This is a genomic window from Nonomuraea sp. NPDC052116, from assembly GCF_040680035.1.
Classification (GTDB): Bacteria; Actinomycetota; Actinomycetes; order Streptosporangiales; family Streptosporangiaceae; genus Nonomuraea; species Nonomuraea angiospora_A.
On sequence record NZ_JBFAWA010000001.1, the window covers coordinates 199406 to 224596 of the forward strand.

A 25191-nucleotide genomic window follows, 5' to 3' on the forward strand; every position below is an offset into this window, starting at 1 on the left:
CAAGAAGCCGATTGACATCGTTGTCAAGGCCGCGCGGCCGTCAGGGCACCCGCGACCCCGCCGCGAGATCGTGGTAGGCCTCCCACAACTCGCCCAGGAACAGCCGGCCGAACCGCACCAGCCCCGCGGCCCCGTCGGGCCCCCACGTGCGGAATGTCGTCAGCTGGTGCAGGAAGTCCGGCAGGTGGATGCGGATGATCCCCGCGGCGACCACCTCGGCCTCCGCGTCGTCCACCGGGCGGGTGTGCCCGCGCAGGATCCGGACGTACAGGGTGGAGGTGTCGGACCACAGGTCGGCCCCGGGGTCGTCGTGCACGTCCTTGACCCCGGTGAGCGTCAGCGGGACGTCCCCGTCGCCGGTGAAGTGCAGGCGGTAGAGCATGCGCCGCCGGGCCGGGTCCTCGCCCGCCACGAACAGGTTGAACGACCCGCCCTCCACCCGCAGGCGGCCGCCTCCGAGCACGGGACAGCTCACCCACCCGGCGGCGGACGCCTCGTGCCCGGCGTCGGCCACGAACCGTTCGACGTCGCCGGCGGTGATGGTCAGGTGGACCGCCAGCGGGTGCCCGTTCGCGCGTCCCAGCCGCTCGCCCTCCTCCGGGTCGGCGGAGCCGGGCATGACGTGGCCGCGCATCTCCTCGGTGAAGCTCAGGCCGGACGAGACCTCCGCGCGCCGCGCCGCCGTCCGGGGCGCGGTCTCCAGGACGTGCTCGCAGGCCCGGTCCGAGATCGCGGCGATGGTCAGGGAGGGGTTGACGCCGACCGGGCCGGGCACGCAGGCCCCGTCCAGGACGTACAGGCCCGGATGCCCGAACACCTCGCCGTACTCGTCCACGACGCCCTCCGCGGGGTGGCGGCCCATCGGGGCGCCGCCGAGCGGGTGCACCGTGATCACCTTGCGGGCCAGCCACAGGGGGTTGTCGCGGTAGTCGGCCCGCAGGATCCGCGCCATGTCCCGCATGACTCCGCGCATCGTGGTGAAGTACGGCATGGACGTGGCGGTCGTCCAGTCGACGTCGAGGTAGCCGCGGCGCAGGCGCATGACGCCGTCGGGGATGTCGCGGCCCATGCCGAGCAGGCCCAGCGACCCGTCGGACAGGTGCCCGTCGCCGAGCAGCGCGGCCAGTTCGGCGTTGATCCGGCTGCTCGGCGAGTGGCTCAGCAGGGCCCCGATCCTGCGCAGCACGAACCTGCCGGCCCTCCTGGCCTGGCCGCGCACCCCCGCGAACTCCCCCAGCCACTCGGCGAAGGGCGGGTAGCCCGCGTCCTCGACCAGGAAGCCCCGGCGGTCCCCGTGCCCCGAGTCGGCCGCGTCCGGCACCCGGATGGCGCTGGTGATCACGGGTCCGCGGCTGCCCTCCAGCGAGCGGTGGCGGCCCGCGCCGTCGCGGGCGTCCGTGACCAGCGTGAGGAGGTCGCCGTTGCCGCTGAAGCGGGCCCCGAGCATGGGGCTCAGGCCGGGGAACTCCGATCCGCAGGTCAGCAGCAGGTACGTCGTCCCGAGCGTGCCCGCGGCCAGGACGAGCCGGTCACAGGTGATCGTGCGCTGGGCCAGCCGCCGGGTGTTGACCCGCCGCCGGTCCTCGCGCGGTTCGTGCACCACGTAGCTCACGGCGTAGCCGCCGCCGGGAGCGGGGGCGAGCCACCGTACCTCGTGCAGGGTGCGCAGGTCGGCGCCGGCGTGCCGGGCCGCCGACAGGTAGGTGTGGTCGAGGGAGTTCTTGGCGCCGTCGTTGCAGCCGAGGTCGCACTCGCCGCGCAGCCGGCACGTCGTACGCGGCAGGCCGTGCAGGTTGCCGTACTCCGGGTCCGGGATGGGCAGGCCGGGAGCGGGATGGCCGCCGGGCTCCGGGGCGAAGGCGACGGCCAGCGGCGGCAGCTCCCACTCCAGCCCCAGCCGCCCGGCCGCCTCGCGCATGGCGAGGGTCTTGGCCGTGGTGTCGTACGGCGGCTGGCCGAGGGGGTAGCGCTGCGGCTTGAGCATCCGCTCCACGGCGTCGTAGTGCGGGTCGAGGTCGGCCCGCGTGACGGGCCAGTGCTCGTGGCCGCCGCCGGGCAGCGGGCTCTCCTTGACGAACCACCGCTCCGGCTTGCGCAGCAGCACATTGGCGTAGATGAGGGAGCCGCCGCCGAGCCCGCTGGAGACGGCCGCGCCGAGCCCGCGGAAGCTCCACAGGTCGAACAGGCCGTACAGGCCCTCGCTCGGATCCCACAGGTTGCGCGCCATCGCGGCGGGCGCGCGCGGGAACGACCCCGGCGGGTACGGCCGGCCGCGCTCCAGCACGACCACCCGCAGCCCCGCTTCCGCGAACCGGTAGGCCGCCACCGCGCCGCCGAACCCCGAGCCCACCACGACGACGTCGGCGTGCTCGCGGGCAGGACGTCTTGCCTGGTCAGAACCGTTATGGCGCATTGTCTCCCCCTCGTCGGGACAGGTCCGAAAAGTCGGGGAGATGTAGAATGCAAGAGTAACCGATCGGTGAGCTGACCACCGGAACCAGGAAGTCCAGGAGTCCAGACCAGGTCTGCCGGCCCGGGGCCGGCAGCGGCCCGAGATCGTGGCGATCGGTATGCATGGACGACCCGCTACACACGAACGCGTCGTACCCTTCACCGCCGGAGACGGCAAGAACCTGCGCCTCGTCAACGTGCGCGGGCACGCCCCGCCGGCCAAGGCCCCGGTCCTCCTCGTGCACGGCGCGGGGGTCCGGTCCAAGGTGTTCCGTGCGCCGGTGCCCGCCAGCGTCGTCGACATGCTCGTCTCGCAGGGCTACGACGTCTGGCTGGAGGACTGGCGGGCCAGCATCGACCTGCCGCCCAACCCGTGGACCCTCGACCAGGCGGCGGGATACGACCACCCCGCCGCGGTGCGCAAGGTCGTCGAGGAGACCGGGGCCGACCGGATCAAGGCGATCATCCACTGCCAGGGCTCGACCTCGTTCATGATGTCCGCGTGCGCGGGCCTGGTGCCCCAGGTTGACACGATCATCACGAACGCGGTGTCCCTGCACCCGATCGTGCCGCGCTGGTCGCGGGCCAAGCTCCGGTACGCGGTGCCGGTCACGCGCAGGTTCCTGTCCTACCTCGACCCGTCCTGGGGCGACCACCCGCCGCCGGGCGCGGCCGCGCTGATCACCCAGCTGGTCAAGGCCGCCCACGCCGAGTGCGGGAGCACGGTGTGCAAGCTGGTCAGCTTCACGTACGGCAGCGGGTTCCCCGCGTTGTGGCGGCACGAGAACCTCGGCGCGGCCACGCACGACCTCTGGATCCCGCACGAGTTCGGCCCGGTGCCGCTGACCTTCTTCCGGCAGATGGACAAATGCGTGCGCAGCGGCCACCTGGTCAGCTACGAGCACATCGACGGCCTGCCGGACGACTACACGGCGCAGGAACCGCGTACCGACGCCCGGATCGTCTTCCTGGCGGGCGAGCTGAACCGCTGCTTCCTCCCGGAGAGCCAGCGCCGGTCCTACGACTTCTTCTCCCGCTTCGCCCCCCACCACTCCCTGCACCTTCTCTGCGGCTACAGCCATCTGGACGTGTTCTTCGGCGAGCGCGCCCACCGCGACGTCTTTCCGCTGATCATCGAGGAGCTGGCCGGCACGCCGGCCCGGCACAGGGGGGACCGATGACCTTCACCGCACGACGCCGGCGCCCAGCCGGCAGAGTCGCCGGCCGATTCGCCAACGTGGACGGCATCCCGTTCCGGATGCCGGTGGGGACGCGGAGCAGCCCGGCGTTCATCGCCGCCTACCCGATCGACCCGCGCGGCGCGCGTGAGGCGCTGCCGGAGGAGCTGAGCCCGTACCGGATCCGCGGCGAGGGAGTGCTGCTGATCGCGGTCGTGGACTACCAGGACACCCCGATCGGCACGTACGTGGAGTTCTGCACCGGGATCCTGTGCACGCAGGGCGGCCGGCCCGCTCCGCCGCTGCTCCCGCTGCTGTTCCGCTCGGCCTTCGGCACCGGCGTCCACATCGGCGACATGCCGGTGAGCACCGAGATCTCCGTCAAGGGCGGCCTCGGCATCTGGGGCATGCCCAAGCGGCGCGCCTCGCTCGACTTCGTCACCGACGGGTCCACGGTCAGCAGCCAGTACGACCTCGACGGGCGGCTGGTCATGCGCGTGGACGTGCCGCGCCCGGCGCGGGCGTGGCTGCCGATGCGGTTCACCGGTGTCGGCTACGCCTCCTTCCGCGGGATGCTCTGGAAGTCGTCCGTCACGCTCTGCGGCCGGATGGGCCTGTCGTGGGGCGGCGGGCCGGAGAGCCGGCTCCTGCTCGGCGACCACGAGCGGGCGGACTGGCTGAAGCGGCTGGACATCCGCGACCGGCCGTTCCTGACCGCCTTCATCCCCTCCGTGCGCGGGGTGCTCCACGACCACGTGGAGGGCTGGTTCCGCACGTCGGATACACCGCCCCCGCCGCCCCGGGAGGGCCTGGAGTCCGTGGTCGGGCTGGGGCTCGGGCAGGACCGGCTGCCGCCTCCCGACCGCGCGGCGACGGACCGCCTCCTGGGCCTGCCCCGGCCGCGCGAGTACGCGGCGCCGATGCCGTAGCCGACCACTCACAGAAACCCGCTGCCGACCGCCCACGGGGAGATCCGATGAAGCACCGACTCCGTACCGCCGCGCGCCTCACCGCCGCCTCCGCCCACGCCACCGCGCCCGCGCCCGAACGCGCCGAAGCGCCCGAGCGCGTCCGGCCGCCCGCCGGGCGGGAACCGCCGGTCGCCGGGGCGGGCTATCGCCGCTCGTGGTTCTGGACCGCCTACGACGCGCTGGCCCGGGCGCTCGACCACCGCTTCGGCTGGGACCGGCTGCCCACCCCGCTCGGCCTGGCGGTCCTGGTGGGCATCCGCGACCGGCTGCGCAAACAGAACCTGTACGACACCGGCCACCTGCCCTCCGTCGGCCCGCCGCCCCCCGTCCCGGACCCGAAGGGCCACGACGTACGGCGGACCGCAAACGGCTCGTACAACGACCTGGACCATCCGGCCATGGGCATGGCCGGGACCCGGTTCGGGCGGAACGTCCCGTTGGACCACGCGTTCGCCGAGCCTCCCGAGCGGGTCATGACGCCGAACCCGCGCACGATCAGCCGGCGGCTCATGACGCGGACCGAGTTCCAGCCCGCGCGCTCCCTCAACGTCCTGGCCGCGACCTGGCTGCAGTTCATGATCAGGGACTGGTTCAGCCACGGGATCAGCCCGTCCGAGGACCCGTGGACCATCCCGCTGGAGCCGGGCGACGACTGGCCCGAACCCCTGCTGAGGATCCCGCGGGTCCCTCCCGACCCGACCCGCCCGCCCGGCTACGAGGGCCCCGCGACCTCGCTCAACACGCTCACCCACTGGTGGGACCTGTCGCTCGTCTACGGACTGAGCGACGAGGAGCAGCGCGCCCTGCGCACCGGAACCCGGGGGAGGATCCGCCATCGCCCGTCCGGGACCCGGGCGATGGCGGGCGGCAAGGCCGACCCGACCCGCGAACCGGGCTTCTGGCTCGGCCTGGTGATGATGCAGGGGCTGTTCGAGCACGAGCACAACGCCATCTGCGAACGGCTGCACGCCGAGTATCCGGCCTGGGGCGACGACGAGCTGTTCGAGCGCGCCAGGCTGATCAACGCCGCGCTCGTCGCCAAGATCCACACCGTGGAGTGGACGCCCGCGGCCATCAGCCACCCCACGGCGGTGACCGGCCTGCGGGCGAACTGGTGGGGCCTGGCCTCCGAGCCGATCAACAGAGCGCTGGGCAGGATCAGCCGGAGCGAGACGATCAGCGGCATCCCGGGTTCACGCACCGACCACTTCGGGGTGCCGTTCAGCATCACCGAGGAGTTCGCGGCCGTCTACCGGATGCACCCGCTGATCCCCGACGACTACAGCCTGCGCCACCTGCGCGACGACTCCAGGATCCGCGACACCACGCTGCGCGAGCTGTCCGGCCCCGCGGCGCTGCGGGTCGCCTCGGCCATCTCGGCCGCCGACCTGCTGTACTCCTTCGGGACCGAGCACCCGGGCGCGATCGTCCTGCGCAACTTCCCGCGCCTGCTGCAGGAGTTCGAACGCCCCGACGGCAAGCTGGTGGACCTGGCGGCCACGGACCTGATCCGCTGCCGGGAGCTGGGCGTGCCCCGCTACAACGAGTTCCGCAGGCTGCTCGACCTGCCGCCGGCGAGCGGGTTCGACACGCTCACGGACGACCCGGCGCTGGCGGAGGAGCTGCGCGAGGTGTACGCGGACCGGCTGGAGGACGTCGACCTGGTCGTGGGCATGTTCGCCGAGAAGCGCCCGGAAGGGTTCGCCTTCAGCGACACGGCCTTCCGGGTCTTCATCCTCATGGCCTCGCGGAGGCTCAACAGCGACAGGTTCTTCACCCCTGACTACGCCGAGCGCGTCTACACGAGGGCAGGGCTGGACTGGATCGCGAACAGCAGCATGGCCTCAGTGATCCTGCGCCACCATCCGGAGCTGCGTCCCGCCCTGCACCACGTGGGCAACGCGTTCGCGCCGTGGCGCCGGTCCGGCGTCACGGCCTGAGGCGCCGTCCCCGCCGCGTCAGGCGAGCCGGTCGTCGTCCGACGGCAGATTGACGCCCGCCGCGGCGGGGACCGGCATCCCGGCCTCCACCCAGGCCAGCAGCTTCGTGCCGGGGCAGTCGGTGTTGCCCACCTGAAGGTGGGCGCGCTTGGCCAGCGTACGGCCGGCCTTGGCGCAGGCCTCGTCGTACAGGGCGCGGATCGCCATCTTCACGGCGTCGGTCGGGCTGTTCATCCCGATGTAGGCGCAGCCGATGCCGCTGACGTTGTGATCCGTGGCGTGGGCTCCCCGCACGTCCCAGCCGCGGCCCTCGTACACGGTGCCGTCGTCCCGTACGAGGAAGTTGTAGCCGATGTCGTTCCACCCCCGCTCGTCCATGTGGAAGTCCTGGATCTGCCGCGGCGTCTGCGTCGTCGGTCCCTCGCTGTGGTGGACGACGAACTCGGTGCGCTTCGCCCACGGGACCTTGACGACGGCGTCCGGGTCTCTCGGCGGGCGGGCGTTCCAGGTACCGCGCTTGACGATCTTGATCGCCATGGTCTCCCCCTAGTTAAGTGCTCGACTTTCGCAGGTTAGGCAGCGGAGGAGCGGGTGAGAGAAATGCGACGCGCGGGGATGCCGGGATCGTTGGCCATATTTCATCCTGTCTTGGGCGACTTGGGCCTTGATGGGCAGATGGCCCAAGAATGTGCTGGTTGATGGGTAGGGGCACCGTCAAGGCGCCCCTTTCCCGTTACGCGGTGCAGTCGTAGAGGCCGTCCTGGCCGTCCACGGCCTTGCAGTTCTGCTGGACCCAGGTGGTCACCTCGGTGTTGCCCCGGCCCGGACCGCCGCGGTCGCCGCCCGACAGAACGTAGCGGAGTTGCCCGGAGGAGGTGAGCTCTTTGAGGCGATCCACGGTCATGGCGGCGTCGCTGCCGGTGAAGCCGCCCATGGCGAGCACGGGCTTGCCGGTGGACAGGATGGTCGGCGAGGCCTGCATGGCGCTGTTCACGGCGACCAGCCAGGTGGCCTTGCCCTGGTTCGCCAGGAGGTACTTCACCATGGAGTCGCTCATCCCGCCGCCGGGGCCGCCGCCCATGAAGCCCGCCCGGCCGGTCCGTCCCGTCCCATCGCCAGCGTCCTGCCCGCCGGGCATCTCACCGTCAGGCATCTGCCCGGTGGGCATCTGGCCGCCGGGGAACTGACCGCCCGGGAACTGACCGCCCCGGAACTGGCCGCCCATCCGGCCGAAGCCCATCTGTCCCGCGTTCGGGCCGGCTGTCGGGTTCGTCCCGTTCACCTGCGACCCCAGTGGTGTGACGGCGTACGCGGCGGGCCCGGCCAGCCCGGCGACCACCGTGGCCGCCAGCGCGAGGGCGGCGATCCTGACCGTCACCTGCGCCCGTACCCTTGCCAGCACCAGCACCACCACGGCCGCCAAGGTCGCCCCGAGCACGACCCAGGCCAGCCACGGCGCCCAGTCGGGCGTGCGGCGCAGCACCACGAACGACCAGCCGCCCGTCAGCGCCACCGCCAGCGGCAGCACCCAGGCCCAGGTCCGCGAGCGGCGATACTCCTGCCACATGGCCACCCCGCCCAGTCCGCACAGAGCGGCCACGGCGGGCGCCATCGCGGTCGTGTAGTACGGGTGGAAGGTGCCGCTGGAGAAGCTGAACACGACGTAGTGGACGACCAGCCAGCCACCCCACACCAGCCACGCCGCCCCGGACGGGCCCTCGATCCGGCGCACCCGCATGACCGCGGCGAACGCCAGCGCCACCACGCAGAACGGCAGCAGCCAGGAGATCTGCCCCGCCAGGATGTCGTTGAACAGCCGCCCGGCCCCGGACTCCCCGCCGAAGCCGCCACCGCCGCCACCACCGGGTCCGCCGCCGGGGCCACCGCCCTGGCCGAAGATCCGGCCGAGCCCGTTGTAGCCGATCACCAGGTCCCAGACGGAGTTGTCCGTGGAGCCGCCGACGTACGGCCGCGAGTCACGGGGCCAGAGGTCGACGATCACCATCCACCAGGCGCTCGACACCAGCATGACCAGACCGGCCGCCAGCAGGTGCCCCACCCGCCTGAGCCACGGCACGCGGGCGCACAGCAGGTACGCCGACGCGAAGGCCGGCACCACCAGGTACGCCTGGAGCATCTTCGCGTTGAAGGCCAGCCCCACGAAGAACGCGCACACCAGCAGCGACCGCAGGCGCCCGGTACGCAGCGACTCCAGGCAGAACCAGGCCGCCAGCACGAGCAGCAGCACGAGGATCGTGTCGGGGTTGTTGTCCCGGTTGATGGCCACGGTGATCGGGGTGAGCGTCATGACCACGGCCGCGACCAGGGCCGCCGCGTCGGCGTACGTCCTCCCGGAGCAGGCGCGGCGCACGGCCGAGTAGACGAGTCCGACGGCGGCCACCCCCGCGAGGGCCTGCGGGAGCAGCATGCTCCACGTGCCGTAGCCGAAGATCCGCGCGGACAGCCCCATCACCCACAGCGCCAGCGGCGGCTTGTCCACGGTGATGAACGACCCGGCGTCGAGCGCGCCGAAGAAGAACGCCTTCCAGCTCTGCGTGCCGGACAGGACGGCGGCGGCGTAGTACTCGTTGGCGTTGCCGCTCAGCCCCCACGCGTACAGGACGAACGCGACGGCGAGCACCGCCCACATGGCGGGCCGCGACCAGCGCGGGTCCTCCTCGGCGCCCAGCAGGACGCGTGCGGGCAGGCTGCGGCTCGTTGCGGCCCGGTGCCCGGGCCGCATGGCGGTGGCGGTCATCGTGCCGTCCTCCGCCTGGGGTTGAAGACCCACACCCGCAGCAGCAGGAAGCGGACGAGCGTGGCCGCCGCGTTGGCGATGATGACCGCGACCAGCTCCACCCCGTGCGAGACGCCGGCGGGCAGCAGCGCGAGGCTCCCCGAGGTGAGCGCCAGCCCGACGAGGAACGCGATCAGGCCCTCGAACTGGTGCCGCATCGCCCCGACCGAGCCCTTGACGCCGAACGTGAAGCGGCGGTTCGCGGCGGTGTTGGCCACGGCCGTGACCAGCAGCGCGACCGCGTTGGCGGCCAGCGGCGAGACGATCTGCCGCAGCAGCGAGAACAGCGCCAGGTACGCCAGCGTGCTCACCACGCCGACGATCGCGAACCTGGGCAGCTGCTTGGCCATCCCCTTCGGCAGCTCGGCCCGCTCGACCCGGGCCGGCACCGGGATGCGGGCCGCCCCCGACAGCGTCTTACGCGCGACCCTGGCCAGGCCGCGCAGGTCGTCGAGCGCGGTCTGGATGATGTCGACCCGGCTGTCCGGATCGTCCACCCAGTCCACGGGCACCTCGTGGATGCGCAGCCCGTGCCGTTCGGCGAGCAGCAGCAGCTCGGTGTCGAAGAACCACTGCTCGTCCTCGACGCCGGGCAGCAGCGCCTGCGCGATCTCCGTACGGACGGCCTTGAACCCGCACTGCGCGTCCGAGAACCCGGCCCCCATCACCGAGCGCAGCAGCAGGTTGTACGAGCGGGAGATGAACTCGCGCTTCGGCCCCCGCTCGACCCGGGACGCCCTGGCCAGGCGGGTGCCGATGGCCAGGTCGCTGTGGCCGGACAGGAGCGGCGCGACCAGCGGGAGGAACGCGTCGAGGTCGGTGGACAGGTCCACGTCCATGTAGCTGACGACGTCGGCCTCGCTCTGCGACCAGACCAGCCGCAGCGCCCGGCCGCGGCCCTTCTCGTCGAGGTGCACGGCCCGCACGTGCGGGAGCTCCTGAGCGAGCTCCGTGGCGATCTGCCAGGTGTTGTCGGTGCTGGCGTTGTCGGCGATCGTGATGCGGAAGCCGTAGGGGAAGTTCCCGGTGAGGTACGTCTGCAGCCGGGTGATGCTCTCGCGGAGCGCCCGCTGCTCGTTGTAGACCGGGACGACCACCTCGACCAGGCGCGTCCTTACTGCTGTTATCTCCATGCAGCCAGCTCACGGGTCGGGTCTTTAACGGGACTTATCCGATTCTGAGTTACGCATGAGAGTTCCGGGAAGGTCCATTGTCGCGATCGCTCCACCACCGGGCGCGTTCGCCAGACGTACCTCTCCCCCGGCCTCCGCGACGGCCTGCGCCACGATCGCCAGGCCCAGCCCGGATCCGGGCAGGCCACGGGCGGACGGGGAGCGCCAGAAGCGCTCGAAGACGTGCGGCAGCTCCTCCTCCGGCAGTCCCGGGCCGTGGTCCCGCACGGACAGCCGGCCGTGCCACAAGGACACCTCGACCTGGCCGCCGGGACTGAACTTTGCGGCGTTGTCGATGAGGTTGAGCACGGCGCGTTCGAGGGAGGTGGCGCTGCCGACGACGTACCAGGGTCTGAGGTCGCTGACCACCTCGGCGCCGCGCAGCCTGGCCCGCTCGACGGCCGCCGTCACGACCTCGTGGAAGGGCAGCTCGACGTGCGGCTCGTGCTCGGTGTCGCCCCTGGCCAGCTGGAGGAGGTCGGCGACGAGCGTGGACAGCTCGGCGAACTGGGCCTTGACGTTGGTGAGCAGGCGTTTCTTGGCGTCGGGGTCGAGGCTGCGGCCCGTCTGCTCGCTGCGGAGGAGGAGGTCGATGTTGGTGCGCAGGGTGGTCAGGGGGGTGCGCAGCTCGTGGCCGGCGTCGGCGACGAGCTGCTTCTGACGCTCGCGGGAGCCGGCCAGGGCGGTGGTCATGGCGTTGAAGGAGGATGAGAGCCGGGCGATCTCGTCGTTGCCTTCGACGGGGATGTGAGTGTCGAGGTCCTCGGTCTGCGCGATGTGCTCGACCGCCTTTGTCAGGCGACCCACGGGACGCAACGCGGCCCGGGCGATGAGCAAGCCGGCGGTCGCCGCGGCCAGCACGCCCAGCGCGGCCACCGCGCCGAGAAGCAACGCCACCATCTTCAGCGTGTTGCGCAGCTGACCGAGTGGGACGGCATCCATCACAGCCATGCCCGGCCCCACATTCTCGGTGAGGATGCGCATCTCCGTGCCGTCGTCGGTAACCCCGTTGTGCCAGTGCTTCGCCCCCGGGCTGGCGGCCACCCCTTTGTCCTCCTCGGTGACCACGAGAGCGGCGCTCGTGTAGCACGGAGGACGGTCATCGGCGAAGATGAGCTGGGTGGTGCCCGGCGGGCCGTAATGGTCCTGGGGGTTCGGGACCGGGCCACACTCGCGCTGGAGCCACTCCAGCTGCCCGCGTGGACTCTTGCCGGGCGGGTTGCCGAGCTGCCGGTCCACCTGCTCGTACAGCTGGTGCCGGACGATCATGAAGCACGCACCCGCGCTGACCGCCACCGCCAGGGCGACGGCGACCGCGACCAGGAGTGTGAGGCGGGTGCGGAGGCTGCGCCAGATCACGGCGTGGCCCGTAGGACGTACCCCACCCCGCGCACCGTGTGGATCACGCGGGGCTGCCCCCCGGCCTCGGTCTTGCGCCGCAGGTACATGACGTACACGTCGAGCGAGTTGGACGTCGGCTCGAAGTCGAACCCCCACACCTCGCTGAGGATCTGGTCCCTCGTGAGCACCTGACGCGGGTGCGCCAGGAACAGCTCCATCAGCAGGTACTCGGTCCGCGTCAGGTCCAGCCGGCGATCGGCGCGCGTGACCTCCCTGGTCGCCAGGTCCATGCGCAGGTCGCCGTACGTGAGCGTGTCGGCGCCCTCGGCGGGACTCGAGCTCAGCGCGCCCCGCCGCAGCAGCGCGCGGACGCGGGCCAGCAGCTCGTCCAGCTCGAACGGCTTGACGAGATAGTCGTCGGCCCCCGCGTCGAGCCCCGAGACCCGGTCGCCCACCGCGTCGCGGGCGGTGAGCATGAGGACCGGGATGTGGTTGCCCGAGGCGCGCAGACGCCGGCACGCGGTCAGCCCGTCGAGCCGGGGCATCATGACGTCGAGCAGCACGGCGTCGTAGGTGTCGGCCGCGACCGCGTCCAGCGCCGCCTGCCCGTCGTTGGCCGTGACGACCTTGTAGCCCTCGAACTCCAGGCTCGACTGCAGCGCCTCGCGCAACGCGGGCTCGTCGTCCACCACCAGCAACCGTGCGGGCTCACTCATGCGACAAACGCTAGAGGCTCATCATGAAAACCTGATAAACGCCATCATGCGCGTTCCATGAGATCACCACGCCACCGGCATCGCCTTGAGCCCGAAGATGGGGCCGTCGCTCTTGATCGGCAGCTCCTCGTCCGCCGCGGTGACCCGCAGGCCGGGGATGCGCTCGAACAGCGTGCGCAGCGCGATCTCCATCTCGGCCCTGGCCAGGTTCTGGCCGAGGCACTGGTGGACACCGTACCCGAACGCCACGTGGTGGCGGGCCCCGCGCTCGACGTCGAACTCGTCCGGCCGCTCGAACGCCCGCTCGTCCCTGTTGGCGGAGGCGCCGAGCACGAAGATGCCCTCGCCCTCCCTGACGAGCTGTCCGTCGATCTCCTGGTCCTCGACGGCCACCCGGTCGAACGCCACCCAGTCCACGATCGAGTGGTAGCGCAGCAGCTCGTCCACCGCCATGGGCCACTTGTCCGGGTTCTCGCGCAACGCGGCGAGCTGGGCGGGGTGGCGCAGGAGGGTGAGGGCGGAGAGCGGGATCATGTTCGCGGTGGTCTCGTGGCCCGCGACGAGCAGCAGGAAGGTCACGCCCACCAGCTCGGCATGGGTGAGCTGACCGCTCTCGATCAGCCGCCCGAGCAGGTCGTCCTTGGGCTGCTGCTCCGCCTTGGCGACCAGGGTGTCGAGGTAGTCCCTGAGCGCCATGATCGCGGCGAAGCTCGCGTCGGGGCCGTCGGCGCTGGAGAGCATCTCGCGGGTGCGCGACTGGAAGAACTCGCGGTCGTCGAGGGGGACGCCGAGCAGCTGGCAGATGACCAGCGACGGCAGCGCCAGCCCGAACGCCTCCACCAGCTCCGCCTCGTCGCCCTTGGCCAGCATGTCGTCGATGAGCTCGTCCACGGTGCGCTGGATGCCGGGCCGCAGCTCCTTGACGCGCCTGACGGTGAACTCGGGGATGAGCAGCCGCCGGAACCGGCCGTGCTCGGGCGGGTCGAGGTCGATGAAGTGTCCGATCGCGAACTCCTTCGCCGCGGCCCGCTCCTCGGGGGTGGGCGGCTCCGGCCTGAACGCCCAGTTGGGGTGACCGGGGGTCGCCGGGTTGGTGCTGATGCCCGTGCCCGACAGGACCTGTTTGGCCGCGGCGTGCCGGGTGACGAGCCAGACGTCCCCGCCGGGGAGCGAGGCTCGTACGAGGGGGGCCTGCTCGCGCATCCGCTCGTACTCGGGCGGGGGCGCGAACGGGCAGGTGCGCTGGGCAGGGAAGGTTTCGGCCATAGTCTGCTCCCGTACAAGCCGGATCGCATTGCTTACTTACGTGAAAGTAAGCAATCGCGGGCCGGCCGTCAAGTGATGGGAGCGGGATGGCAGGGCGGCGGACGGACACCAGGGACCGGATCCGGCAGGTGGCGCTGGAGCTGTTCGCCGAGCAGGGGTACGAACAGACCACGCTGCAGGAGGTGGCCGAGCGGCTGCAGATCACCAGGCCGGCGCTCTACTACCACTTCAGCACCAAAGAGGCGATCCTGGAGAGCGTCGGCGAGCGGCTGGCCGAGTCGATCGACGAGCTGGTGGAGTGGGGGCACGCGCAGCCCAAGACCCCCGGGTCCAGGCAGGAGATCCTGCGGCGGATCGGCGAGCTGCTGGAGGGGCAGTGGCGGCCCCTGTTCAAGTTCGCTCAGGTCAACCAGGGCGTGATGCAGGGCCTGCCGGCCGGTGAGCGGATGCAGGCCGGGATCGTCAAGATGGTGTCCCTGCTGGAGGATCCGGAGTCCGGCCCGGTGCGGAAGTTCGAGGCCCGGCTGGCGGTGTTCGCGGTGATCCTGGGCAGCGTGCCGTTCCTCTTCGACCTGGACGTGCCGGAGGCGGAGCGGTCGGCCGTGGCCATGGAGGTGGCCACGAGGCTGATCTCGGAGGATTAGCCCGAGGGGATCAGCGGGATCAGCGCTTCAGCACCGACATGGCCGCGTTGTGGCCGGCGATCCCGCTCACGCCGCCGCCCCTGCGGGCGCCGGCGCCGCACATCAGGATGCGCTCGTGCTCGGTCTCCACACCCCACCGCTCGCCCTCTTCCGCGTACGGCCAGCTCAGGTCGGTGTGGAAGATGTGGCCGCCGGGCAGTCCGGCCTCGTTCTCGAGGTCGACCGGGGTCTTGGCCTCGGCGCACAGGCTGCCGTCGGGGGCCCTGAGCAGGCATTCCTCGATGGGCTCGGCGAGGACGGAGTTGATGGAGGCGAAGGTGGCGTCCAGGGCGGCTTTTCTCGCTTTATCCGGATTTTTCCGGAAAAGGCGGGCGGGCATGTGGAGGCCGAACAGCGTCATCGTCTCGGCCCTGCCCCTCAGCTCGGGCCCGAGGATCGACGGGTCGGTCAGCGAATGGCAGTAAACCTCGGCCGGCGGCAACTCCGGGATCTCCCCGCGCGCCGCCTGCTCGTAGGCCGCGGCGAGCTGGTCGCGGCTCTCGTTGATGTGGAACGTGCCGCTGAAGGCCGCCCGCGGGTCCACGGACGCGTCCTTCAGCCGGGGCAGCCTCGTCAGCACCATGTTGACCTTCAGCTGCGCGCCCTCCGGGACCTCCCCGGGCCTGCCCAGCACCCGGTCGAGCACGGCCGGCGGCAGGTTGACCAGCACGTGGCCGCCGTTCACCGTGTGCTCGCCGCCCTCGTCCGCGAACGTTACCTCGCCGGACGGCGAGATCCCGACGATCTCGGCCCCGGTCCTGATCTCGGCGCCCGCCCGCCTGGCGGCCGCCTCCAGCGCCCCCGAGACGGCGCCCATGCCGCCGACGGGGACGTTCCACTCGCCGGTGCCGTCGCCGATCACGTGGTAGAGGAAGCACCGGTTGGCGAGCAGGTCGGTGGCGGGGTCGGCGAACGTGCCGATGAGCGCGTCGGTCAGCACCACACCGCGCACGGTGTCGTCCCCGAACCGTTCCTCCACGGTCCGCCCGATCGGCCGCCGGAACAGGTCCCGCCACGCCTCGGGGCCGACGAGCCGTTCGACCTCGGCGGCGGACGGGAGGGGTTCGAGCAGCGTGGGCGCCAGCGCCTGCGCCACGCGCGCGGTCATGGCGTAGAAGTCCTGCCACGCCTGGTGGTCGGCCGCGCCGCCGGTGACACCCCTGAACGAGGCCGCCGTGGCCGCCGCGTCCTCGTTGTCGACGAGCAGGCCGGTGCCGCCCTTGGGCGTGTACGAGGCGTAGCGGCGGCGGCGCAGCTCCAGGTCCAGCCCCAGGTCGCGGACGATCGCGGAGGGCAGGAGGCTGACGAGGTAGGAGTAGCGCGACAGCCGTACGTCGACGCCGGGGAAGGCCCGCGTGGAGATCGCCAGGCCGCCCACGTGGTCGTGGCGTTCCAGGACGAGCACGCTGCGCCCCGCTCCGGCCAGGTAGGCGGCCGCCACCAGCCCGTTGTGCCCGCCTCCGGCCACGATCACGTCATACGACCCCATCTCCGCACCATACGACCCCACCCACACCACCCGTCAACGCTGACTTTCGGACATTTCTCCCGATCCGCCGGGCCACTGGCGGGCGCCGCACCCCCTGTGTGATCCTCAGGTGAACCGCCACCTGATCAGCACCGCAAGCTGCTGAGTTCCACACAAAATCCCGTAAAATACATCTTTCGCCCTAGTAGGCCAGGACACACCCAAGGAGCACGAAACTCACCATGCGCAGCACCCCCGACTCCGTTCTGCAGCCGTCCGACGAGGTCGCCGAGGCCCTGGCGAGTGGCGCGCCCGTCGTCGCCCTGGAGTCCACGATCATCTCCCACGGGCTGCCGCAGCCGCGCAACCTGGAGGTGGCGCGCGAGCTGGAGGGGATCGTACGGGCGGCCGGCGCCGTCCCGGCCACGATCGCCGTGCTGGACGGCGTGCCCCGCATCGGCCTCAACGAGGTGGAGCTGGAGCGCATCGCGACCGAGTCCGGCCTGCGCAAGCTGGGGCAGCGGGACCTGCCCGTGGCGGCGGCGCTGAAGGCCAGCGGCGCCACCACCGTGTCGGCCACGTCGTTCCTCGCCGCCCGCGCCGGCATCCGCGTCTTCGCCACCGGCGGCCTCGGCGGCGTGCACCGCGGCTGGACCGAGGACCAGGACGAGTCCGCCGACCTCGACACGCTGGCCCGCACCCGCATCACCGTCGTCTGCGCCGGCGTCAAGTCGATCCTCGACGTGCCCGCGACGCTGCAGCGCCTGGAGACGCGCGGCGTGACCGTGGCGGGCTACCGTACGGACACCTTCCCCGGCTTCTACCTGCACTCCTCCGGCCAGCCGATCGAATGGCGGATCGAGTCGCCCGCCGACGCGGCGGAGATCATGCGGGGCCAGGACGCGCTCGGCGGCCAGGAGACGGCGCTGATCGTCGCCAACCCCGTCCCCGTGGACCAGCAGCTCGACCCTGAGCTCCATGACCGCGTGCTGGCCGAGGCGCTGGCCGCCGCCGAGCGGCAGGGCGTCAAAGGGCAGGCGATCACGCCGTTCCTGCTCGGCTACCTGGTGGACGGCACCGGCGGGGCCTCCCTGGAGGCCAACCTGGCCGCCGTGCGCGGCAACGTCGCCCTGGCCTCGCAGATCGCCCGGTCATGGGCGCGCCCGTGACGGACGGGATGTCGGACGGAGTGACGGGCAGCGTGACAGGCGGGGCCTTGCTCGTCATCGGTGACGTGGTCACCGATGTGGTGGCGTTGCATGGTTCGCCGGTCATGTCGGGCACCGACACGGCGGCCGACATCGTCCTGCGCCCCGGCGGCTCCGGCGCGAACACCGCCGCCTGGGCCGCCCGCCTCGGCGCCGAGGTGCGCCTGCTGGCCAGGCTCGGCTACGACAGCAGCGAGTGGCACACCACCGAGCTGGCCAAGACGGGGGTCCGGCCGCACGTCTCGGTCGATCCCGACCGCCCCACCGCCGTCGTGATCGCGATGGTGGACCGGAGCGGCGAGCGTACGATGCTCACCAACCGCGGCGCGGGCGGCCTGATCTCCGAGGCCGACTGGGACCCGGCCCTGCTCGACGGCGTCGCCCGGCTCCACCTGTCCGGCTACCTGCTGTTCGCGGAGGGCGGGCTGCGGCTGGCCAGGCTGGCGATGGCCGAGGCCGCCGCCGCCGGGATCGCGATCAGCGTCGACCCGGCCTCCACCGGCCCGCTGCGCGACTTCGGGGTCGAACGTTTCATCCGCGAATCCGCCCCCGCCGCCCTGATCCTCCCGAATCTTGATGAGGCCCTCTTGCTGAGTGGAGCCACGACGGCGGAGCGCGCCGCCGTACTCTTGAGTGAGACATACGGCACAGCGATCGTGAAGCTGGGAGCACGGGGCGCGCTGGCCGCCGTGGACGGCGAGGTCGTCGCGGCGGCGGCAGGTGTGTCCACCGAGGTCGTGGACTCGACGGGAGCGGGTGACGCGTTCGCCGCCGGGTACCTCACCGGGGTTCTGCAGGGTGTCGGCGAGGAGGCGGCTTTGGAGGCAGGTTGCCGTGCTGGTGCCGCATGTGTGGCCCAGGTGGGCGGTCGGCCACGGTACGGTTTGGATCTGAACCGTCTTTACCCTATTCACACTGATTGATAGCTTGCCGCGTAAGCTACACCATTAGCCACACGCGTTTCGGTCAGCACCACGCGGCTCACTGGGGAGGATAAGGTCCGCCGATGGAAGTCGAGTCATCGATCTGCCTGAGCGACCTAGTCCCTGCGCTGCGCTGGAGCCGCCCGCAGCAGGTGGCCGAAGCACTGGCCGATCCGCGGCTGCCGGCAGGATGGTGGCACTCCCTCGCACTGTCGAGGGCGCTCGGCACGGCGGGGCTCGACTGGATCTGCGAGCGGCTGGCGCGGCTGGCCTCCTCCCGCTGGGACCATCTGCCGCTGGCCGACCTGCTGCCCGCGCTGACCGTCCACCACATCGATCCGGCGCTGCCGGGCTGGCCCGAGGACACGCGTACGGCGATCACCGGGCTCGGCGGCTGGCAGCGGCTGCGCCGCCTGTCCCCCAGCGACCTGGGCACGCCGTCGGCGACGCCCGAAGTGGTGATCGGCTCCGTCTTCCGCGAGATCCTCGGCCGCATCCCGGCCCAGCGTGCAGCCCCCGCGGCCGATCACCCCGAGGTCACCCGGCCGCTCATCCGGGGCACGGGCTCCTTCCCCGTCCAGGCCGATCCGGTGCCCCAGACCGGCATGTTCGCCGCCCAGAGCGGCGCCGAGCAGCACCCGGGCCAGGCCGACGCCGCGCCGCAGCGCCCGGCCGCCGCCGCGGACCAGCGCCAGACGGGCTCGTTCCCGTCCCAGCAGCCCTCGGGCACCGGCCCCCAGGCCGCCCAGGGGCCGGACAGCGGCCGCCAGACCGGCTCCTTCCCCTCGATATCCGACCGCCCTGGCGGTCCCTCCCAGGACCGCCAGGTCGCCCCCACCCAAGACCGCCAGACCGGCTCCTTCCCGGCCCAGCCGGCGCCGGACGGTGGGCCGGCGCGGCAGACGGGGTCGTTCCCCGCGCAGACCGGCTCGTTCTCCGCGCAGCCGCAGAGCGGCTCGTTCCCGGCGCAGGGGTTCGCCGGCGAAGGCCGCCCGGCCCCCGGCCAGCCTGGCCAGCCCGACCGCGCCCCGCAGCGCCCCGCGAGCCCTCAGTCCGGACGCCAGGACAACAGCTCCGCCCCCGGCGGTCCCAGCACCGGGTCCATGCCCGCGATCCCGGGCGGCCCCAGCACCGGGTCGATGCCTGCCGTCCCCGGCGGCCCCAGCACCGGCTCGATGCCCGCGATCCCGGGCGGTCCCAGCACCGGGTCGATGCCCGCGGTCCCCGGCGGCCCCAGCACGGGATCCATGCCCGCCGTCCCCGGCGCGCCGGGCGCCTCCAAGAGCAACGGCACCCCGAGCTACGCGGCGCCCGTTCCCACCGCTCCGCCGGCCCCCAGCAGCCCCGTGCCGACCGACGCCGACCACGCGATGGTGCGGGTCGTGGACAACCTGTTCCGCAGCCTGGACAAGCTGGAGCTGGCGGTGGCCGTGCACCGGCTGTTCGCCGAGGACCCGGTCAGCCTGCGGACGCTCGCCCACAAGATGCTGGTCGACCGGGACGCGCTCTCCCAGGCCCAGCGCACGGCCGAGGAACGCGTCCTGCACTGGCTGCGCTCCTCGGAGTCCGCGCCGGTCACGGGCCACATGTTCCGCCTGACCGAATGGCTCGGCGCGGCGGCCACCGAGGACCAGCTGATCGGCGCCGACCCGGCCCACCCCGTGACGGTCCCCTCGCTGCGCACCCCGCTCTGGCGCGTGCTGGTGACGCTCATGCCCGACCGCCGCTTCCAGGACGGCTGGCTGGTCGTGGGCGACCTGCACCGCCTACAGGACCGTACGAAGCAGCTGCTGGCCTCGAGCCCGCCCGACGCGGACGTCGTGGAGCTGATGGGCGAGCTGGGCATCCGCGCCCACTCCGCCAGAGCCTGGTACGACGCCCTGCCCCAGGAGACGAGCGGCGACCCGGTGGCCGAGGCCCCGTCACCCGCCCAGCCCCTGCCCCGCCGCACGCCGGGCGCCAACGGCCACCACCACCGGGGCGGCCAGCCCATCCCGCCGACCCCCGCGAACTCGATCGACCCGTCCGCGGCCCTGGCGACGCTCTCGGCGCTGTCGGGCGGCCGTTCGCCGATGCTCTCCGGGAACCTGGCGGGCACTCCCCCGACGCCGCCTCCGCCGCTGCCGAGCCCATCCTCGGACCCGCGCCGCTGGCAGCGCATCGAGGTGACCCCGGAGCACCTCAGGGGCGGCCCCGTGCCGGTGCCGGAGGGCTACGCGGCCCAGCTCGGCATGCGCCCCGGCACCCTGCTGTCGGTGACCGGGCCCGGGGACAACGCCATCGTCCTGGTCTGGCAGGGCCACCAGCCGGTCTTCGACTCCCTCCAGCCGGTGCTGATGCGCCTGAACGCGCGCCCCGGCGACCAGGTCTACGTCACCGTGGACGGCTACCGCCTGGAAGCCCAGCTGACGGGCTGAGCACTCGCCCTGCCGTTCAAAGGGGCGCGTCGAACAGCCGCAGCCGATAGGCGGTGGCGGCGGCCTCGCCCCGGGTGGCGACGCCCAGCTTGGCCAGGATGTTGGAGACGTGCACGCTCACGGTCTTCGCCGAGATGAACAGCGCCTCGGCGATCTCCCGGTTGCTCCGCCCGTTCGCCACCTCCCGCAGCACCTCCAGCTCGCGGGCCGTCAGCCCCAGCGGAAGCCCGTCGGCCGCCTCCGCGGCGCCCCCGATCCTGGCCCGCCGCCCGAAGGCGTCGAGCTGCTCCAGCAGCGGTGTCGCGCCCAGCCGGGCGGCCAGCTCCCGCGCGCGGCCCAGCCGCTGCGCGGCCTCCTGCCGGTCGCCGTCCGCCAGCGCCGCCTGCGCCGCGCCCACCAGGCACCGCGCCTCGGCGTACGGCTGCCGCAGCGCCGCCCACGCCCCCGCCGCCCGGTCCCAGGCCTCGAACCGCCACCCGGGCGGCTCGGCGGCGCCGTCGTCCGGCTCGGGACCCGTCAGCGCCGTGAAGGTGAGGTGCTCGGCCCGCTGGAGGTCGCCGTCGACCTCGAGCTCCCGCCCCAGCGCCCGCAGCCGCGTCAGGAGGGCCGCGCCGAGCCGCGCCACCGGCGTGCCCACCCCGGACCCTTGCTGCGGCACCACGGAGCCGAGCAGGTCGGCGACGGTCACCAGCACCGGCCAGGAGTAGCGCGCGGTCTCCACCAGATCGCGCTCCTCCAGGGCCTTCGCGGCCACCTCCACCGCGGCCTCGAGCTCCCCGCGCGCGTGCAGCAGCCGCACCTCCCTGCACAGGTGCGGCAGGACCGTCTGGTCGCGGAAGGTCCCGCGCGACAGCACGCCCCGCGACGACCCCAGCAGCCGCTCGGCCCGGTCGAACTCCCCGCGCGCCAGCGCGATGTCCGTGGCGAACCCCTGCAGGCTGGCCTGGTAGGGAGCCGGCGGCGCGAGGTCGAGCGCGTGCTCGACCACCTCCAGCGCCTCGTCCCACTGCCCCAGTGACACCAGCGGCTCGGCCAGGTTGATCGACAGGAACGCGCCGGACGTGCGGGCCAGCCCGTACTGGCGGGCCTCCTCGATGCCGTCGCGGGCCACCTGCGCGGCCCGCTCGTGGCGGCCCGCCCCCTCCAGCGCGTCGGACTCGGAGATCGCGCAGCGCATCAGCGCGTTGTAGGCCTCGTCGCCGCCGGCGAGCCTGCGCGCCTCCGCGAACGCCTCCAGCTGCGCCTCGATCTCGGAGAAGCCGAATCGCGCCCAGGTGAGGTCGATCAGCGCGTGCGCCTCCACCTTGCGGTCGCCCAGCTCGTGGCCGATCTTCATGGCGAGCCGGCTCGTGGCGAGCCGCTCCGACCAGACCTCGCGCCCGTGGAGCATGCGGGACAGGGTCTCCAGGACCTGGGCATGGAGCTTGGTCGGCCGGTCGGAGGCGACCAGCGCGGCCGCCTCGCGCAGGTCGTCGACGAAGCCGGAGCGGCCCAGGTCGTAGCGGGTCAGGCCGCGCTGGCGCAGCAGCTTGGCCGCCCTGATCGGGTCGGCGTCGTGGTCGATCTCGGCGAGGGCGGCGCCGGCCAGGGCGATGGAGCGTTCGTACTCCCCGGCGAGGTGCGCGACCGTGGCCGTGTTCCTGAGCACGTCGATGCGGTCGCTGCCGATGCGCTCGGACGCGTCGGGCACCTGGTCCCACAGCTCCAGCACCCTGGACAGCATCCTGAGCTGCTCGTCGTAGGCGGTGGACCTGCGGGCGACGCCGGCCGCCTGCCAGGCGCTGACCAGCGCCCAGGTGGCGTCGTGGGCGGAGTGCCAGTGGTGGGCCAGCTCGATCGCGCCGCGCGGGGCGGGCAGGATCGACAGGTCGCGCTCCAGCGCCTCGGCGAAGCGGGTGTGCAGGCGGGTGTGCTCGCCGGGCAGCAGGTCGTCGTGGAGCGCCTCGCGGATCAGCGCGTGCCGGAAGCAGTAGCCCTCGCCGTCGACGGTGAGCACGTTTCCCGCCACGGCGGGCCGCAGCGCGCTGGAGAGCGCGTTCTCGTCGAGCCCGGCGACGGCGGAGAGCAGGTCGTGCTCGATGCGCTGCCCGCCGGCGCTGGCCACGCGCAGCAGCTCCTGCGTCTCGGCGGGCAGCCGCTCGACACTGGCCAGCAGCAGGTCGCGCAGCGACTCCGGCAGCGCGACGCCGCCTCCGTCGCTGAGCAGCGCCTCCACGAACAGCGGGTTTCCCTCGCTGCGCGCGTAGATCAGGTCCATGTCGGCGGGGGACGGCTCCCGCTCCAGGATGCCGGCCGCCTGCGCGACGGCCTCCCTGCGGGTGAGCCTGCGCAGCTCGACCCTGCGCACCCGCTCGACCCGGCCCAGCTCGGCGAGGAGCGGGCGCAGGGGGTGGGTGCGGTGCAGCTCGTCGGTGCGGTACGTGACCACGATCAGCAGGCCCGCCGCGGTCGGCTGGTAGCGGACCAGGAACGACAGCAGGTCGCGGGTGGACCGGTCGGCCCAGTGGGCGTCCTCGACGATCAGCAGCACGGGCCGCTCTTCGGCCAGCCGCTCCAGCAGCCCCAGCACCTGCTCGAACAGCCGCGCCCTGGCCTCGGGCCCGTCTCCGTCCGGCTCCCCGAACTCCGGCAGGAGCCGCGCCAGCCCGCGCGTGGTGCCGCCGGGCACGAGCGCCGCCACCCCGTCGCGGCCCAGCTCGCGCACGAGCCCGCGCAGCACGGCGGTGAACGGCGCGAACGGCAGGCCCTCGGTGCCCAGCTCCAGGCACCCGCCGACGAGCACCAGCGCGTCGTCGGCCCGATCGGTGAACTCCTTGATCAACCGGGTCTTGCCGACCCCGGCCTCGCCGCCGACGAGCACGGCGGACGACGCCCCGGCACGCGCCCCGACCAGCGCGTCGCCGAGAGCGGCGAGCTCACGGGCGCGCCCGACGAAGCGGGGACTGACGGCATGGATACTCACGCCCTAAGAATGCCATCAGATCACGACAGAATTCCCGGCCGGGCTAGCGCAGGACCTTGCGGAAGAACGTGGCAGAGGCTTCGTAGCCCAGCGCGTGGTAGAACTCGGGCGCGCGCCGCGTGGCCATCGCCACGTAGCCCGCCTCCCGCGTGCGCGCCCACCGCTCGAACTCCTCCAGCAGGGCCCGGCCGATCCCCTGCCGGCGCGCCCCGGAGCCGACCATGGCCTCCTCGACCCAGGCGACCGGCCCGTTGGCGAACAGGGTCAGATGCACGAACCCCAGCAGGTAGCCCTGCACACGCCCGCCCACGACGGCCGCGAGCAGCAGGGCGTCCTCGTTCGCCAGCAGCTCGGGCAGGGCGGCGTCGAAGGCTCCGCGCTCCGGTCTGAACGTCAGACCGAACTCCCGCGCCAGCGCGAACACCTCGTCCGCGTCCGCCTTCTCCGCCCTCCTGATGAGAAGATCGTCAGCCGTCATGACTGACGACACTAGATCGTCCGAGGTCGCGGACGCAAACTCCCTCGATTCGCCCCGCCGAAAACGTTCGGCCGGAAACGGTCAGAGGTCGCCCAGGCCGAGCTGCCGGGCGATGAGCATGCGCTGGACCTCGCTCGTGCCCTCCCCGATCTCCAGCACCTTGGCGTCGCGGTAGAAGCGCCCCACGGGGAACTCGTTCATGAACCCGTACCCGCCGAACACCTGCGTGGCGTCCCGCGCGTTGTCCATGGCCGCGTTCGACGAGACCAGCTTGGCGATCGCGGCCTCCTTCTTGAACGGCTCCCCGGCCAGCATCTTCTCGGCCGCGTGGTAGTAGGCCAGACGGGCGGTGTGGGCGCGGGCCTCCATGTCGGCGATCTTGAACTGGATGGCCTGGTAGTGGCCGATCGGGTGGCCGAACGCCTTCCGGTCCCTGACGTACTTGAGGCTTTCGTCCACGCACCCCTGGGCCAGCCCCACGCTGAGCGCGGCGATCGCGATGCGGCCCTCGTCGAGGGTCTGCAGGAACTGCGCGTAGCCGCGGCCGCGCTCGCCCAGCAGGTTCGCGGCGGGGACGCGGCAGTCGCTGAAGGACAGCTCGCGGGTGTCGGAGGCGTTCCAGCCGACCTTGGAGTACTTCTTCGACACCGTGAACCCGGGCGTGCCGCTCGGCACGAGGATCGTGGAGATCTCCCGCTCGCCGGTGATCGCGGCCACGCCGACGACGGCGGTGATGTCGGTGCCGGAGTTCGTGATGAAGGCCTTCGTCCCGTTGATCACCCATTCGGGCCCGTCCAGCACGGCGGTGGTGCGCATCCCGCCCGGCACGTCGGACCCGCCGCCCGGCTCCGTCAGGCCGAACGCGCCCAGGGCCGAGCCCGAGGTCAGCTTGGGCAGCCAGTGCTCGCGCTGCTCGGCGTCGCCGAACCGGTAGATCGGCATCGCGCCCAGCGACACCGCGGCCTCCAGGGTGATCGCCACGCTGGAGTCGACGCGGGCCAGCTCCTCCAGCGCCACGCACAGGGCGAAGTAGTCGCCGCCCATGCCGCCGTACTCCTCCGGGAACGGCAGCCCGAACAGCCCCATGGCGCCCATCTGCCGCACGATGTCGTACGGGAACTCCTCCCGTTCGTAGTAGTCGCCGATCACCGGCGCGACCACCTCGCGGGCGAACGACTCGACGGTCTTGCGCAGCTCTTCGTACTCGTCCTTGAGCATGG

General features: G+C 72.4%; 18 protein-coding genes. 7 read left to right on the forward strand and 11 right to left on the reverse strand.

Features of this window, described 5'->3' with window-relative positions; all coding sequences use genetic code 11:
- Positions 1-40 precede the first annotated feature (40 nt).
- Complete coding sequence (locus tag AB0L65_RS00915) at positions 41-2413, reverse strand: GMC oxidoreductase (RefSeq protein ID WP_364239179.1); 2373 nt, start codon at positions 2411-2413, stop codon at positions 41-43.
- Positions 2414-2570: 157 nt separating this feature from the next.
- Here AB0L65_RS00915 and AB0L65_RS00920 point away from each other — a divergent pair, with 157 nt between their 5' ends.
- The 3 genes from AB0L65_RS00920 to AB0L65_RS00930 are packed head-to-tail and all read left to right on the forward strand — an operon-like array spanning position 2571 to position 6540.
- Complete coding sequence (locus AB0L65_RS00920) at positions 2571-3632, forward strand: hypothetical protein (protein WP_364239180.1); 1062 nt, start codon at positions 2571-2573, stop codon at positions 3630-3632.
- On the forward strand, positions 3629-4558 hold the full coding sequence (locus AB0L65_RS00925) for an acetoacetate decarboxylase family protein (RefSeq protein WP_364239181.1): 930 nt from the start codon (positions 3629-3631) through the stop codon (positions 4556-4558). The genes AB0L65_RS00920 and AB0L65_RS00925 overlap by 4 nt, the downstream gene beginning before the upstream one ends.
- A 47-nt stretch (positions 4559-4605) precedes the next feature.
- Positions 4606-6540 (forward strand): peroxidase family protein, encoded by a 1935-nt coding sequence (locus tag AB0L65_RS00930; RefSeq protein WP_364239183.1) that lies wholly within the window; start codon positions 4606-4608, stop codon positions 6538-6540.
- 18 nt (positions 6541-6558) lie between these two features.
- On the opposite strand, the gene AB0L65_RS00935 is transcribed toward AB0L65_RS00930, so the two are convergent.
- From AB0L65_RS00935 to AB0L65_RS00960, 6 genes are all read right to left on the reverse strand, one after another.
- Positions 6559-7077 carry an N-acetylmuramoyl-L-alanine amidase gene (locus AB0L65_RS00935; protein WP_364239184.1) on the reverse strand — a complete coding sequence of 173 codons (519 nt, stop codon included), beginning with the start codon at positions 7075-7077 and terminating at the stop codon, positions 6559-6561.
- Between the two features lie 196 nt (positions 7078-7273).
- Positions 7274-9298, reverse strand: a complete 2025-nt coding sequence (locus tag AB0L65_RS00940) for a glycosyltransferase family 39 protein (RefSeq protein ID WP_364239186.1) — start codon at positions 9296-9298, stop codon at positions 7274-7276.
- Positions 9295-10470 carry a bifunctional glycosyltransferase family 2/GtrA family protein gene (locus AB0L65_RS00945; RefSeq protein WP_364239188.1) on the reverse strand — a complete coding sequence of 392 codons (1176 nt, stop codon included), beginning with the start codon at positions 10468-10470 and terminating at the stop codon, positions 9295-9297. The genes AB0L65_RS00940 and AB0L65_RS00945 overlap by 4 nt, the downstream gene beginning before the upstream one ends.
- A gap of 24 nt (positions 10471-10494) precedes the next feature.
- Positions 10495-11868, reverse strand: a complete 1374-nt coding sequence (locus AB0L65_RS00950) for a HAMP domain-containing sensor histidine kinase (RefSeq protein ID WP_364239189.1) — start codon at positions 11866-11868, stop codon at positions 10495-10497.
- Complete coding sequence (locus AB0L65_RS00955) at positions 11865-12566, reverse strand: response regulator transcription factor (protein WP_350722270.1); 702 nt, start codon at positions 12564-12566, stop codon at positions 11865-11867. Before AB0L65_RS00955 ends, AB0L65_RS00950 begins: the two co-directional genes overlap by 4 nt.
- 63 nt (positions 12567-12629) lie before the next feature.
- On the reverse strand, positions 12630-13832 hold the full coding sequence (locus AB0L65_RS00960) for a cytochrome P450 (RefSeq protein WP_364239191.1): 1203 nt from the start codon (positions 13830-13832) through the stop codon (positions 12630-12632).
- An 86-nt stretch (positions 13833-13918) separates the two neighbouring features.
- Here AB0L65_RS00960 and AB0L65_RS00965 point away from each other — a divergent pair, with 86 nt between their 5' ends.
- Positions 13919-14476 carry a helix-turn-helix domain-containing protein gene (locus AB0L65_RS00965; protein ID WP_364239192.1) on the forward strand — a complete coding sequence of 186 codons (558 nt, stop codon included), beginning with the start codon at positions 13919-13921 and terminating at the stop codon, positions 14474-14476.
- A 19-nt stretch (positions 14477-14495) separates the two neighbouring features.
- On the opposite strand, the gene AB0L65_RS00970 is transcribed toward AB0L65_RS00965, so the two are convergent.
- Positions 14496-16004: an NAD(P)/FAD-dependent oxidoreductase gene (locus AB0L65_RS00970; RefSeq protein WP_364239193.1), complete on the reverse strand. Its 1509-nt coding sequence runs from the start codon at positions 16002-16004 to the stop codon at positions 14496-14498.
- 221 nt (positions 16005-16225) lie between these two features.
- Here AB0L65_RS00970 and AB0L65_RS00975 point away from each other — a divergent pair, with 221 nt between their 5' ends.
- The 3 genes from AB0L65_RS00975 to AB0L65_RS00985 all read left to right on the forward strand — a co-directional run bounded on the left by AB0L65_RS00975 (position 16226) and on the right by AB0L65_RS00985 (position 20531).
- On the forward strand, positions 16226-17152 hold the full coding sequence (locus AB0L65_RS00975) for a pseudouridine-5'-phosphate glycosidase (RefSeq protein ID WP_350722277.1): 927 nt from the start codon (positions 16226-16228) through the stop codon (positions 17150-17152).
- A complete protein-coding gene (locus AB0L65_RS00980; RefSeq protein ID WP_364239196.1) occupies positions 17137-18114 on the forward strand; it encodes a PfkB family carbohydrate kinase in 978 nt (325 codons plus the stop codon). Before AB0L65_RS00975 ends, AB0L65_RS00980 begins: the two co-directional genes overlap by 16 nt.
- 83 nt (positions 18115-18197) lie before the next feature.
- A complete protein-coding gene (locus AB0L65_RS00985; protein ID WP_364239197.1) occupies positions 18198-20531 on the forward strand; it encodes a hypothetical protein in 2334 nt (777 codons plus the stop codon).
- A gap of 16 nt (positions 20532-20547) precedes the next feature.
- On the opposite strand, the gene AB0L65_RS00990 is transcribed toward AB0L65_RS00985, so the two are convergent.
- From AB0L65_RS00990 to AB0L65_RS01000, 3 genes are all read right to left on the reverse strand, one after another.
- Complete coding sequence (locus AB0L65_RS00990; protein ID WP_364239198.1) at positions 20548-23493, reverse strand: AAA family ATPase; 2946 nt, start codon at positions 23491-23493, stop codon at positions 20548-20550.
- A 43-nt stretch (positions 23494-23536) separates the two neighbouring features.
- Positions 23537-23971: a GNAT family N-acetyltransferase gene (locus tag AB0L65_RS00995; RefSeq protein WP_350722284.1), complete on the reverse strand. Its 435-nt coding sequence runs from the start codon at positions 23969-23971 to the stop codon at positions 23537-23539.
- Between the two features lie 81 nt (positions 23972-24052).
- Positions 24053-25189 carry an acyl-CoA dehydrogenase family protein gene (locus tag AB0L65_RS01000; RefSeq protein WP_364239200.1) on the reverse strand — a complete coding sequence of 379 codons (1137 nt, stop codon included), beginning with the start codon at positions 25187-25189 and terminating at the stop codon, positions 24053-24055.
- Positions 25190-25191: the final 2 nt, after the last annotated feature.